Below are 13,634 nucleotides of genomic sequence, written 5' to 3' on the forward strand. Positions count from 1 at the left end.
GTTGCCAGAAGTTCAAAACCGGCCGCATTCCTCGATGAGAATGCGGCCGGTTTTGTTTGTCTGCTGGACAGTGGTTAAGGCGAGCGATAAAAGCCACTGGATTTAAGTTTTGACCTGCCTCCCGGCAGCATTGAAGGGCATAGCATGAGCGGTGTGAATGATATCCGGTCGACCTTCCTCGACTACTTCAAGAAGAACGGCCACGAAATCGTTCCGTCGAGCCCATTGGTGCCGCGAAACGATCCGACGCTGATGTTCACCAATGCCGGCATGGTGCAGTTCAAGAACGTTTTTACCGGCTTGGAGCAGCGGCCGTACAAAACCGCCTCGACTGCGCAAAAGTGCGTCCGCGCCGGCGGCAAGCATAACGACCTTGATAACGTCGGCTACACTGCACGCCATCACACCTTCTTCGAGATGCTTGGGAACTTCTCCTTCGGCGATTACTTCAAGGAGCGGGCAATCGAACTTGCCTGGAACCTGATCACCAAGGAATTCGCCATCGACGCCAAGCGCCTGCTGGTGACCGTCTATCACACCGACGACGAAGCCTTTAATCTCTGGAAGAAGATCGCCGGCCTGTCCGACGACAAGATCATCCGCATCCCGACCAGCGACAATTTCTGGGCGATGGGCGATACCGGCCCGTGCGGGCCATGCTCAGAAATCTTCTATGACCACGGCGATCATATCTGGGGCGGTCCTCCCGGCTCGCCGGAGGAAGATGGTGACCGCTTCATCGAGATCTGGAACCTCGTTTTCATGCAGTACGAGCAGGTCACCAAGGAAGAGCGCGTCGACCTGCCGCGTCCGTCGATCGACACCGGGATGGGTCTCGAGCGCGTTGCGGCTGTCCTGCAGGGCAAGCACGACAACTACGATATCGATCTTTTCCGCGCCCTGATCGAGGCCTCGGAAGAGGCAACCGGCGTCAAGGCCGAAGGTGAGCAGCGCGCCAGCCACCGGGTCATAGCCGACCATCTGCGCTCGTCGGCCTTCCTGATCGCGGACGGCGTTCTGCCGTCGGCCGAAGGCCGCGGTTACGTTCTGCGTCGCATCATGCGCCGCGCCATGCGTCATGCCGAACTGCTCGGCGCCCGCGAGCCGCTGATGTGGAAACTCCTGCCAGCGCTGATCCAGCAGATGGGCCGTGCCTATCCGGAGCTGGTGCGCGCCGAAGCGCTGATCACCGAGACGCTGAAGCTTGAGGAAACCAAGTTCCGCACGACGCTGAAGCGCGGCCTGTCGCTGCTCTCCGACGCGACGACAACGCTCGGCAAGGGCGACATGTTGGACGGCGATACCGCCTTCAAGCTCTACGACACATATGGCTTCCCGCTCGACCTGACGCAGGACGCGCTGCGCGCCCGCGAAATCAGCGTCGATCTCGCCGGCTTCACCGATGCGATGGAGCGGCAGAAGGCGGAGGCCCGTTCGCACTGGGCCGGCTCCGGCGACAAGGCCACGGAAACCATCTGGTTCGAGCTGCGCGACAAGCACGGCGCAACCGAATTCCTCGGCTATGACACCGAGACGGCCGAAGGCGTGGTACAGGCGATCGTCAAGGACGGTGTTACCGTCGACGCGGCCGCCAAGGGCGACAAGGTGCAGATCGTCGTCAACCAGACGCCGTTCTACGGTGAATCCGGTGGCCAGATTGGCGATACTGGGATCATCTCCTCCGACACCGCGAAGATCGAAATCTCTGACACGCAGAAGCGCGGCGAGGGGCTTTTCGTCCACACCGGTACCGTGGTCGAGGGCAGCGTCAAGGCCGGCGACGCGGTTGCCATGACCGTCGATCACGCCCGTCGTTCGCGCATCCGCGCCAACCACTCGGCGACCCACCTGCTGCATGAAGCGCTGCGCGAGGTTCTCGGCACGCACGTGGCGCAGAAGGGCTCGCTGGTTGCGCCGGAGCGCCTGCGTTTCGACGTCTCGCATCCGAAGCCGATGACGGCGGAAGAGCTGAAGCGCGTCGAGGATATGGCCAACGAGATCATCCTGCAGAATTCGCCTGTCACGACGCGCCTGATGAGCGTCGACGACGCGATCGCTGAAGGTGCGATGGCGCTGTTCGGCGAGAAGTACGGCGAGGAAGTGCGCGTGGTCTCGATGGGCCGCGGGCTGCATGGCGCCAAGGCGGGCAAGGCCTACTCGGTCGAGCTCTGCGGCGGTACGCATGTGTCGGCGACCGGTGACATCGGCCTCGTGCGCATTCTCGGCGACAGCGCGGTGAGCTCCGGCGTGCGCCGCCTCGAAGCGGTGACCGGCGAGCCGGCGCGTGCCTATCTTGCCGAGCAGGACGAGCGCGTGAAGGCGCTTGCCGGCGCGCTCAAGGTCCAGCCGGGCGAGGTGCTGTCGCGCGTCGAGGCGCTGATGGACGAGCGCCGCAAGCTCGAAAAGGAATTGGCGGACGCCAAGCGCAAGCTCGCTATGGGCGGCGGGCAGGGCGGCGCCGATGATGCTGTGCGCGAAGTCGGCGGCGTGAAATTCCTCGGCAAGGCGATCTCGGGCGTGGATCCGAAGGATCTCAAGGGTCTCGCCGACGACGGCAAGGCAAGTCTCGGCTCCGGCGTCGTTGCTCTGATCGGCGTATCCGACGATGGCAAGGCAAGCGCCGTTGTCGCCGTCACTCCTGACCTGACTGGCCGTTTCAGCGCTGTCGATCTCGTCCGCGTCGCGTCGGCGGCATTGGGCGGAAAGGGCGGCGGCGGTCGTCCCGACATGGCCCAGGCCGGTGGTCCCGACGGTGCGAAGGCCGATGAGGCGATCGAAGCCGTGGCGCTCGCGCTGGCAAGCTGAGCGTACTGAACTACATCGATTTTTAGAAAGGCGGGGTGATCCCGCCTTTTTCTTTGCGTAGTCGTCGAAGTCCGCAGGATTTGTCAAATCACGCTATGGTTCTGTTGGCCGATCGGTTTGCAAGAGGTTCTGACATGAATGGCGCAACGGCATGGACGCTCTATGAAGCTCGGCTTCGCCGGGTATCCGCCCATATCCACAATCACCTCGACGAGGATCTGGATATGGACAAGCTTGCAGAGATCGCCTGCATGTCGAGCTATCACTGGCATCGGGTCTACCGAGCCATTCATGGTGAGACACTTGCCGCGACCGTAAAGCGGTTGCGGCTGCATCGTGCTGCGGGCGATATCGTCGGTACGCATCTTTCAGTTGGGGAAATTGCAAAGCGATCAGGCTATCCCAACCTCCAGTCATTCAACCGCATTTTCAAGTCGGTCTACGGCATGCCGCCGGCGCAATACCGGAAGAAGGGTAGTCACACAGCGTTTGAACCTTCACCTAACGGAAAGATCATAGCGATGTTTGATGTTACCATACGCAAGATTGACCCAATTCAATTGATTGGCGTACCGCACCTCGGCTCCTACATGCAGATCGGCCAGGCCTTCGAGACACTGTTCGGCACCCTGCATGTCCGCGGATTTGCCAAGCCAACGATGCGGATGATCGGTGTGTACTTCGACGATCCCGACATCGTGCCCGCCGACAAGCTGCGCTCCATCGCGTGTGCGAGCACTGACGGTGATGTTGCCATTGCGCCGCCACTGCAGGCCCAGATGCTTGATGGCGGCGAGTATGCCGTCCTGCGCCACAAGGGGCCTTACGCCGACATGCACAAGGCCTACCAGTGGCTCTACGCGGAGTGGTTGCCTGTTTCCGGCCGGCAGTTGCGCGACAGTCTCATGTTCGAGGAATACCTGAACAACCCTCGCGATGTACCGCCGACCGAGCTTCTGACCGACATCTACATGCCGCTTGGCTAGCCTATTCGGCTGCCTTCATGGAAGCGTCGTCTATTTCCGACGCCCGCTTGAAGCCGGGACGTTCCATCAGGCGGCCGAAGTAATCGACGAAAGCCTGGCGCTTCTCGAGCGTGCCGAAGCTCATGCCCCAGCCGATATGCGAGCCGACATAGACGTCGGCCGCAGTGAAGCGATTGCCTGCTATGTAGGTCGAGGCACCGACGGCCTTCTCCAACGTGTTCATGACATCCGAGAAGCTGCCGTAACCCGCCATGCGGCTCTTGTCGGCGGGTGTATCGAAGCCCAGCGCCTTGTTGGTCGCTGCGGCTTCGAGCGGCCCGGCTGCAAAGAACATCCAGCGATAGTAGTTGCCGCGCTCATCCGGTTTCGGGGCAAGCTCCGCTTCCGGGAAGGTGTCGGCGAGATAGGCGCAGATCGCGGCGCATTCGGTGACAACGGTCTTGCCGTGGCGGATCGCGGGCACTTTTCCCATCGGGTTGACGGCGAGATATTCCTGCGACTTCATTCCGCCGTCGAAACCGATGATCTTGGTTTCATAGGGAGCGCCGGTCTCCTCCAGCATCCAGCGGGCGATGCGGCCGCGTGACATGGGGTTCGTGTAGAGTATCAGTTCCTCAGCCATTCAATTCCTCCTCCTGTTCGGTTTTCGTCGGTCCCCCTCGACCCAGCTATCCACTGCCGGGAAATAGGACAGTGCTGGTTGAAGCAAAGTCCGCGTGTTCGATCAAAGCGCCTTGCGATACTGGATGAAGCCTGAGCGCGCAGCGATCCGGTCGTACAGCTTTCGGGCGGTGGCGTTTGTTTCGTGGGTCATCCAGTAGAGCCGTCCGGCGCCATTCTCCCGCGCAAGATCGGCGACCGCATCGATCAAGGCAGCACCGGTGCCGAGGCAGCGCTGATCGCCTTCCACGTAGAGGTCCTGAAGATAGCACGTCCATTTCGGCAACCAGGTCGAGCGATGGAAGATGGCATGGACGATGCCGACAAGTTTTCCCTCGGGATCGAATGCGCCGAGCGCATGCATGCCCTCGGCGGGGTCGTGGAACCGGCTCCATGTCAGGTCGGTCGTCTCGTCGGGAATGACGACTTCATAGAAGCGCTGGTAGGCAAGCCACAGCGGTTCCCATGCCGCGCGCTCGGAAGGCTGAAGTGGTCTGATAGTCGCGGTCATTCCAGTTGTTCCCTTGTTATCTTGTCCTGAAACGAAAACGGCGGGGAAATCCCCGCCGTCCATTCTGATATTTGCGTCTGGCTTATGCCATCGCCTTCTGCAGGTTTTCGTCGATCTTGTCGAGGAAGGCGGTGGTGGAGAGCCACGGCTGATCGGGACCGATGAGCAGCGCCAGGTCCTTGGTCATGAAGCCGGCTTCGACGGTGTCTACGCAGACCTTTTCGAGCGTGGCCGCGAACTTCGCCAGTTCGGCGTTGTCGTCGAGCTTGGCGCGATGCGCGAGGCCGCGGGTCCAGGCGAAGATCGAGGCGATCGAGTTCGTCGAGGTTTCCTGGCCCTTCTGGTGCTGGCGGTAGTGACGCGTCACCGTGCCGTGCGCAGCTTCAGCTTCGACCGTCTTGCCATCCGGCGTCAGGAGAACGGAGGTCATCAGGCCGAGCGAGCCGAAGCCCTGGGCAACCGTGTCGGACTGGACGTCGCCGTCGTAGTTCTTGCAGGCCCAGACGTAGCCACCAGACCACTTCAGAGCGGAAGCAACCATGTCGTCGATCAGGCGGTGCTCGTAGGTGATGCCGATTTCGTCGAACTTCGCCTTGAATTCGGTCTGGTAGACTTCTTCGAAGATGTCCTTGAAGCGGCCGTCATAGGCCTTGAGAATGGTGTTCTTGGTCGACAAGTAGACCGGCCATTTGCGCATCAGGCCGTACATCATCGAGGCGCGCGCGAATTCGCGGATCGACTCGTCGAGGTTGTACATGGCCATGGCCACGCCGGCGCCGGGAGCGTCGAAGACTTCCTTTTCGATGACCTGGCCGTCCTCACCGACGAACTTGATGGTCAGCTTGCCCTTGCCCGGGAACTTGAAATCGGTGGCGCGGTACTGGTCGCCGAAAGCGTGGCGGCCGACGACGATCGGCTTGGTCCAGCCGGGAACGAGGCGCGGAACGTTCTGGCAGATGATCGGCTCGCGGAAGATAACGCCGCCGAGGATGTTGCGGATCGTGCCGTTCGGGCTCTTCCACATCTGCTTGAGGTTGAATTCCTTGACGCGATCTTCGTCCGGCGTGATCGTCGCGCACTTGATGCCGACGCCGTGCTTCTTGATGGCGTTGGCAGCGTCAATCGTCACCTGGTCATTGGTGGCGTCGCGGTTTTCGACGGAAAGGTCGAAATAGTCGATATCGAGGTCGAGATACGGATGGATCAGCTTATCCTTGATGAGCTGCCAAATGATGCGAGTCATTTCATCGCCGTCGAGATCGGCGACGGGATTGGCGACCTTGATCTTCTTCATGTATCTGCCTCGTTCGAGCTTTTTGAGGGACAGGCGTCCCGGGTGGGTGATTTCAAATCCCGAGCGCTATAGCATTGTGGGCCGGGAGTGCAAAGCCGGAAGCAGAAGGGGACGGTGTTTTTGCGGCCATTGCCAAGCGGAGGAAAATGGCTAGTCTCCGGCGCAAAACCATTGCCCGGATGCTCGTCATGAAGAAGACTTCCCTTGCCTTAGCGGTCCTGCTCGGTTCAGCCTCGCCGATGTTCGCCGCCGACGTTACGGCGCCTGTGAAAGAGATCATGGACGCGACCATCAAGAACTGGTCTGGCGCAGACAGCGACTGGATCGACATCTTCGATCCAAGCAGGCTTTCGCGGCTCTACAGCAAAGACTTCGTGACGAAATACCAGGCGGCCATTCAGAACCCGGCTGCCGACGAGGACGGTGTCTCGCCGTTCGACTACGATGTGATCGTCAATGGCGAGGATGCATGTCCGCTTGAGGATCTGACCTACACGCCCAAGCCGTCCGCCGACAGTGCAACGGAAGTTGTCGTCACCTTCAAGAAGGCGACCTGCATGGATGACGGATCGGACAAGCAGGCGATCACGACCGTCCGCTTTGAGATGCTCGAGGAGGCCGGCAAGCCGGTCATCGACGACATCGTCACCGAAGGCGATCCGGGCCAACCACCGAACTCGCTCAAAAACACCATGGTGCAGATCGCTAAGGGACAATGATGACTTGGATGGCTCCGGACGGCACTTTCCCGGGCTGACGAATGCGCTAGTTTCCACCTGCCGAATGGCGGTTGTGCGAGGGATGGCGGGCCGTCCCGCGAAGGAATACGAGGCTTCCCTCAATCAATGACTGCTCGACGTCACGAACAAGGGGCGGGGATGCGTGCTTTCCGGTTTTGACTTCCGTGACTGGTTGCTCGCGCACGACCCGGCGCTGTCGCGTCTGCGCATCGCGTCGCGGGTAACGCTAGCGATGGTTCTCTCGTTTGGAGCGCTATTGGCAATCCACCATCTGCTGGTTCCGCTCCCGGCGGCGGCCTACGGTCTCGGCATTGTCCTCTCGATCGAAGGCGGGGTTGCGGTAAAGGACAAAGGCGGTGCCTCCCAGCTCGTCACGCGTTTATTGGGCTGCGTGGCAAGCGTCTGTGTCGTCGGCCTCGCCGCGGTCCTCGAAACAAACCGCTATGTGTCGGATGCAGCGTTCCTGCTCATCATCTTTCTTGCCTCGGCCGGACGTGTGTTCGGGCCGCGTGGGCATGCGATCGGCATGTTTGCCTTCACCTCCTATTTTCTCGGAGCCTACTTCCGCCCGCACATCGCAGACCTTCCGCTGATTGCGATCGGGCCGGTCGCTCCGGCTTTGATCGGGCATGCCGTACGTTCTCTGGTGCTTCCCGACGATTGGCGTCGGGATCTCTTGCGCTCGCTGGAAAGCGTGCGCGGCCGGATCAACCAGATTTTGTTCAAGATTGCTGCCCTCGCGTCCGTGGGGCGAATGGCGGACAAGGATGCACAGGAATTGAGGCAGCTGGAGGAGCGGCTGAAGGAAGTCGTGTTGATGGCCGAGGGTTTCATACCACGACCGCCGGCGGGCGTCTTCGAGGGCACTGAGCCGGCGGCGGTGTTGGCGATCCGCCTGTTCGACGCCCATCTTGCCGCCGAGAGTGCCATCGTGCTCAGTTCGCAAAGCCTGCCGCCATTTCCTCTCGTTCACGCGATCATAGACGGCTCTCCGCCGCCGGCAATGCTGGAAACACTGGACGAATTAGAGGCAGAAACAAGCCAGGCTTTGATCCGCCTGGGAGAGGCAAGAGCGCTGCTCGCAGAGACGATCGAAAGGGGCTATGCGACAGGATTTGCCGAGGTCGCTGCCGTGACAGATGAAATTGCCGCTCCTGCGAAGATCGACTTTTCGCTCAATAATCCGCTGATCCGCTCCGCGCTGCAGATAACCTTGGCATCGGCGATCGCGATGACATTCGGACTTATGATTTCGCGAGAGCGTTGGTTCTGGGCGGTGCTTGCCTCGTTCCTGGTGTTCACGAATACCAATTCCCGTGGTGATACCGCTATGAAGGCGCTGCAGCGTTCACTTGGGACGCTTCTCGGGATCGCCATGGGGCTGGTTTTGGCAACCGTTCTCACGGCGCATATGGTGGCTGCGCTTGCCGTCACGACGATCACCATTTTCCTCGCCTTCTACTTCTTGCAGACATCCTACGCGACGATGACCTTCTTCGTGTCGATCGCACTCTGCCTCGTCTATGGAATGATGGGATCGCTGACAGTCGATCTCCTGTTGTTGCGCATCGAGGAAACCATGCTGGGCGCAGCTGCCGGCACGTTCGTCGCGTTTGTCGTCCTTCCGTCGCGGACGCGGGGAGCGTTGGATATGGCAGTTGGCAAGTGGTTCTCGGCTTTGGAAGAACTTCTTTCTGCCGCTGGTGCGAAGAACGCGACCGACTCGTTGATCGCCTTTTCGCAGAAGCTCGACGCCGCATACCGGGATGTGGCCACCGCGGCACGTCCTCTCGGTACCTCCTGGTCGATTGTCACCAAGCCGGGACATATTCGGCAAACGCTGGCAATCTTTCTCGCCGCGACCTATTGGGCACGGGTTATGGCCAGAGACCAGGAAGCAGCCGCCAGCGATGTGGAGAGCCCGAAGTTGATTGACGCAGAGCTTCAGCGCGTAACGCTTCTGGCAAAGCGTCAGTCGGAGTGCTTCTTCGTCGATAGAAAGACCGGCGGCACGCCCGGACGGCATTTGCCGCTCTCGCGTCCCGGCTCTCGCCTTGGGCTGGAGATGATCGGTTCTACCTTGGAGAGACTCTACGCTGGTGCTTGACCCTTGCCGTTTCGGTCCGGCTTGGCTATTCCCGCGCTTGCTTAGCAAAAGGATCCAGCGTTATGGCAGGCACGAACAGCGAGCGGCAACTTCTCAGGGAAGGTCCGGTGATCATCCTTGTCGAACCCCAGATGGGCGAGAACATCGGCATGGTCGCGCGTGCCATGGCGAACTTCGGCCTGGCGGAGCTGAGGCTCGTCAATCCGCGCGACGGTTGGCCGAACGAGAAGGCACAGGCTGCCGCTTCGAAGGCAGATCATGTGATCGAGGGCACGAAGGTTTACGAGACGCTGGAACAGGCGGTTGCCGACCTGAATTTCGTCTATGCGACGACAGCCCGGCAGCGGGATGGCTTCAAGCCCGTACGCTCACCCGTGGCGGCGGCAGAAACGCTGCGAGCGAAGTTCCGCGCAGGTGAGGGCACCGGTATCCTCTTCGGCCGCGAACGTTGGGGGCTCAACAACGAAGAGGTAGCGCTCGCCGACGAGATTGTGACCTTCCCTGTCAATCCCGCCTTTGCCTCACTCAACGTCGCCCAAGCGGTGCTCTTGATGTCGTACGAGTGGATGAAGTCGGGCATGGAGGATGTCGCGGCCGTTCCCTTCCAGGCGATGTCGCAGACGCAATCCACGAAAGAGCAACTTTTCGGTCTCTACGATCAGTTGGAAGAAGCGCTGGACGCACGCAATTATTTCCATCCGCCCGCGAAAAAGCCAAAAATGGTGGACAACCTGCGCGCAGTCCTTTCCCGCCGCGCGTTCACGGAACAGGAAATCAGTGTATTGCGCGGCGTGATTTCCTCCCTCGACCGCTTCTCGCGGAAATATCCGCGCGGTAGCCGGCCGCCCGTAGACGCCAAGGAACAATCGAAAGATGACAGCAGCGCGGAATGAACTGAAACCGGTTCTGGTCTTCGATTCCGGTATCGGGGGGCTGACTGTGCTCCGCGAGGCGCGCGTGCTGATGCCGGAGCGCGGGTTTGTCTATATTGCTGACGATGCCGGCTTTCCCTATGGGGGCTGGGAAGAACAGGCGCTGAAGGAACGGGTCATCGGCCTTTTCGCCAAGCTGCTTGTCGACTACGATCCCGAGGTCTGCATCATCGCCTGCAACACTGCCTTCACGCTTGTCGGGGCGGACTTGCGTGCGGCGTTTCCCCGGATGACCTTTGTCGGCACTGTGCCGGCGATCAAACCGGCCGCCGAGCGGACGCGCTCAGGGCTGGTCTCTGTGCTGGCGACACCGGGGACCGTCAAGCGCGCCTATACGCGCGACCTGATCCAATCCTTCGCGCAACAGTGCCACGTGCGCCTGGTCGGGTCCGAAAACCTGGCGCGGATGGCAGAGGCCTATATCCGCGGCGATGCTGTGTCTGACGAGGCTGTGCTTTCCGAGATAAACCAGTGCTTCGTGGAGAAGGACGGTTCGAAGACCGATATCGTGGTTCTCGCCTGCACGCATTATCCCTTCATGGCCAACGTGTTCCGTCGGCTCGCACCCTGGCCCGTCGATTGGCTCGATCCGGCGGAGGCAATTGCCAGACGTGCCCGAAGCCTCGTTCCGCATGTCGCCGATGCCGTGCATCCCGATAACTTCGACTTTGCGGTCTTCACCTCAGGCAATCCTGATTTTGCAACGCGGCGGCTGATGCAGGGATTTGGGCTGAAGGCTTGACGTACGGCGCTGTCGCGCGACGCGGGATCGATCTTGATGCAATAGGGGCTATCGCAAGGCCATGCGACTGCGCAAACTGGGGTTGTGATTCGCATCGATCCCGCCGAGCTCCGCATGTCCTTTCAAAAGCTTGTAATGGCTATCTTTTTCCTGCAGCCGATAGCATTCGGCAGTTGGCTGCCGCGCATCCCCGAAATTCAGGCCCGGCTGGAGCTTGGTCCAGCCGATCTTGCGTTGGCGCTGCTCGGCATGCCGGTCGGGATTCTCGTGACGCTGCCCTTTGCCGGGCGAGTGGTGGCGCGGATAGGGGGTAAGACCACCGTTCTAGCCGGGTTTGTCGTCTTCTCGGTGATCGTCTGCCTTCCCGCTTTCTCTCGAACGTCGATCGAGCTGTTCATCGCGTTGGCGTTGCTTGGCGTTGCAATGTCGACGTTGGAGCTGGGGCTTAATGTCGAAGCGGACCGCGCCGAAAAGGATACTGGCTCCATCATCATGAACCGCTGCCATGGCTTCTGGAGCCTTGGTATCATGGCCGGCAGCCTGCTTGGTTCGGGAATGGTCGCGATTGCTGCCCCTGCCGAATGGGCGATCATGGCAGCCGCCTTCGTCGTTCTGCCGTTTGCCATCGTCGCGAGCCTTCGTCTGCCGCCCGATCGCGAGGCGGGCTCGGTTCCGCCGCACATGCCGTTCAAGCTGCCGAGCAGCGCGCTTCTCGGCATCTGCGCCTTCGTCTTCGGGATCACCATGACCGAGGGCGCGATTGCCGACTGGTCCGCCGTCTATCTCAAGGACGTTTTCCAGACAGACGGCATGATGACGGGTATCGGATACACGATTTTCGCGATGATGGTGGCGACCGGACGCTTCAGCGGCGACCACCTGAAGCAGCGTTTCGGGGCAATCGCGCTGGCCCGTGGTTGTGGGGTGGCGGCTCTTACAGGAATGCTGATTGTCGTCTTTGCTTGGCATAGCCTGGTGACTCTGGCGGGGTTTGCCTTGGTCGGGATCGGCGTGTCGGTCGGTTTTCCCCTGGCTGTCACTGCCGCGGCGAGCCTCAAGGACCGACCGGCGGCAGCCAACGTCGCGATCCTGTCCTTCATGGCTCTCACAGGTTTCCTGATCGGACCTCCGTTGATCGGCTTCATCGCCGAGGTCTTGGGGTTGCGCGTCGGGCTTGCCATTTTGCTGGTTCCGCTGCTGATCAGCTTGGTTTTCACACGGATGCTGAAGCCCAGGTTCTGACGTTTTCTCCTGTGGGTTTGTGTTGCCGTGTTGCCAAAGACACGGTCTGATCTGCTACGACGCCGTGTTTGATTGAAAGAGGAATGTGACATTGCAGGTTGGTATCGATATGGGATCGGCGTCGGGAGGCAATCCGGCCACGCTCGATATCGAGGAGCTTCTGGCTACCCGTCTTCTGGTGCAGGGCAATTCCGGCTCCGGCAAGTCGCATCTGCTCCGTCGTCTGCTCGAGCAGTCCGCGCAGTGGGTGCAGCAGGTCATCATCGATCCCGAGGGTGACTTCGTCACCTTGTCGGACAAATTCGGTCATGTCGTCGTCGATGGTGAGCGTACGGAAGCGGAGCTTGCCGGCATCGCCAACCGCATCCGGCAGCACCGCGTTTCCTGCGTTCTCACGCTGGAAGGGCTTGAGATCGAGCAGCAGATGCGCGCCGCCGCAGCCTTCCTCAATGGCATGTTCGATGCCGATCGCGAGTTCTGGTATCCGGTCCTCGTGGTGGTCGATGAAGCGCAGATGTTCGCGCCGTCGGTCGCTGGCGAAGTTTCCGACGACGCGCGAAAGATGTCGCTCGGCGCCATGACGAACCTGATGTGTCGCGGTCGTAAGCGCGGTCTTGCAGGGGTGATCGCGACGCAGCGCTTGGCAAAGCTTGCCAAGAACGTGGCCGCCGAAGCCTCGAACTTCCTGATGGGCCGCACCTTCCTTGACATCGACATGGCGCGTGCGGCCGATCTGCTCGGGATGGATCGGCGGCAGGCGGAAATGTTCCGCGATCTGAAGCGGGGCAATTTCGTTGCGCTCGGGCCAGCTCTGTCACGTCGCCCACTGCCAATCCAGATCGGCAATGTCGAGACCTCCGCGCGTTCCTCGAGTCCGAAGCTCATGCCGCTGCCGGATGCCCCGCAGGACGTCGAGGACCTAATCTTCACGCCGGATCCAGAGGAGTTCCAGAGGCCAATCGTGCGCCGTGCTCCGCCGGCGCCACGTCCGACCACCGACATTCTTGCCGAACTGTCGCGGTCCGCGCCTGCTGCCTCGGCGCCCGTCTCGGAGGCGCGTTCCTCTCAGCCCGAATTGTCCGCCGAGGAGCGCGAGGAAAGGCTGACGGCGGTGCTGCACGAGATACTCGACGATCCAAGCTCGGGATTCCGAACGGATTCGGTGCTTTATCAGGACTTCCTTGTGCGCCTTCGCATGCGCCGGGTCCCGGGCCCTCCGATGTCCCTGCCGGAGTTTCGGCGCCGCGTGGCGATTTCTCGCTCCGGCGTGGATGCCGCCACGGCAGAGACCGAGGCCTGGGCAACGGCATTGTCGCTCTCTTCGGGTGTCACCGACGATCTGCAGGGTGTTTTCCTGATGCTGGCAAAGGCTGCGGTCTGCGGCGAGCCGTGCCCATCCGATGCGCGGATTGCCCGGGCTTACGGCACTCATTCGGCCCGGCGGGCGCGACGTCTGCTCGGCTATTTCGAGGAGCAGGGGACGGTCGTGGTCCACACGGATTTCGCCGGCAAGCGCATCGTCGCGTTCCCCGATATGAATTGCCAGACAGCCCCCGGCGATGCCAACGCGCCCGATGCGGATGAAATGCGCTCCGCAGCGGAATGAAGACTGGAT

11 protein-coding genes are annotated in these 13,634 nt (G+C 61.1%); 8 read left to right on the forward strand and 3 right to left on the reverse strand.

The window, feature by feature from the left end:
* Nucleotides 1-144: 144 nt before the first annotated feature.
* Nucleotides 145-2,805: an alanine--tRNA ligase gene (alaS, locus tag FHX16_RS12110; protein ID WP_183862644.1), complete on the forward strand. Its 2,661-nt coding sequence runs from the start codon at nt 145-147 to the stop codon at nt 2,803-2,805.
* Nucleotides 2,806-2,939: 134 nt separating this feature from the next.
* A complete protein-coding gene (locus FHX16_RS12115) occupies nt 2,940-3,791 on the forward strand; it encodes a GyrI-like domain-containing protein (protein WP_259128505.1) in 852 nt (283 codons plus the stop codon).
* 1 nt (nt 3,792) lies between these two features.
* On the opposite strand, the gene FHX16_RS12120 is transcribed toward FHX16_RS12115, so the two are convergent.
* From FHX16_RS12120 to FHX16_RS12130, 3 genes are all read right to left on the reverse strand, one after another.
* Complete coding sequence (locus FHX16_RS12120; RefSeq protein WP_259128506.1) at nt 3,793-4,413, reverse strand: glutathione S-transferase family protein; 621 nt, start codon at nt 4,411-4,413, stop codon at nt 3,793-3,795.
* A 102-nt stretch (nt 4,414-4,515) separates the two neighbouring features.
* Complete coding sequence (locus tag FHX16_RS12125) at nt 4,516-4,962, reverse strand: GNAT family N-acetyltransferase (protein ID WP_259128508.1); 447 nt, start codon at nt 4,960-4,962, stop codon at nt 4,516-4,518.
* Nucleotides 4,963-5,044: 82 nt separating this feature from the next.
* Nucleotides 5,045-6,256 (reverse strand): NADP-dependent isocitrate dehydrogenase, encoded by a 1,212-nt coding sequence (locus FHX16_RS12130; RefSeq protein ID WP_113521065.1) that lies wholly within the window; start codon nt 6,254-6,256, stop codon nt 5,045-5,047.
* Nucleotides 6,257-6,444: 188 nt separating this feature from the next.
* On the opposite strand from FHX16_RS12130, the gene FHX16_RS12135 reads away from it, so the two are divergent.
* The 6 genes from FHX16_RS12135 to FHX16_RS12160 all read left to right on the forward strand — a co-directional run bounded on the left by FHX16_RS12135 (nt 6,445) and on the right by FHX16_RS12160 (nt 13,625).
* Nucleotides 6,445-6,975: a hypothetical protein gene (locus tag FHX16_RS12135; RefSeq protein ID WP_183862636.1), complete on the forward strand. Its 531-nt coding sequence runs from the start codon at nt 6,445-6,447 to the stop codon at nt 6,973-6,975.
* A gap of 163 nt (nt 6,976-7,138) precedes the next feature.
* Entirely contained in the window at nt 7,139-9,103 is a 1,965-nt protein-coding gene (locus FHX16_RS12140) for an FUSC family protein (RefSeq protein WP_259128512.1), read from the forward strand.
* 62 nt (nt 9,104-9,165) lie between these two features.
* Nucleotides 9,166-9,996 carry an RNA methyltransferase gene (locus FHX16_RS12145; RefSeq protein WP_259128514.1) on the forward strand — a complete coding sequence of 277 codons (831 nt, stop codon included), beginning with the start codon at nt 9,166-9,168 and terminating at the stop codon, nt 9,994-9,996.
* Entirely contained in the window at nt 9,977-10,777 is an 801-nt protein-coding gene (gene murI / locus FHX16_RS12150) for a glutamate racemase (RefSeq protein ID WP_259128516.1), read from the forward strand. The genes FHX16_RS12145 and murI overlap by 20 nt, the downstream gene beginning before the upstream one ends.
* Before the next feature lie 114 nt (nt 10,778-10,891).
* Nucleotides 10,892-12,019, forward strand: coding sequence for an MFS transporter (locus FHX16_RS12155; RefSeq protein ID WP_183757464.1), 1,128 nt, complete (start codon nt 10,892-10,894; stop codon nt 12,017-12,019).
* A gap of 91 nt (nt 12,020-12,110) precedes the next feature.
* Nucleotides 12,111-13,625, forward strand: a complete 1,515-nt coding sequence (locus tag FHX16_RS12160; protein WP_183757513.1) for an ATP-binding protein — start codon at nt 12,111-12,113, stop codon at nt 13,623-13,625.
* Nucleotides 13,626-13,634: the final 9 nt, after the last annotated feature.

The organism is Rhizobium sp. BK661 (genome assembly GCF_024808825.1).
In the GTDB taxonomy this organism is placed as follows: Bacteria; Pseudomonadota; Alphaproteobacteria; order Rhizobiales; family Rhizobiaceae; genus Rhizobium.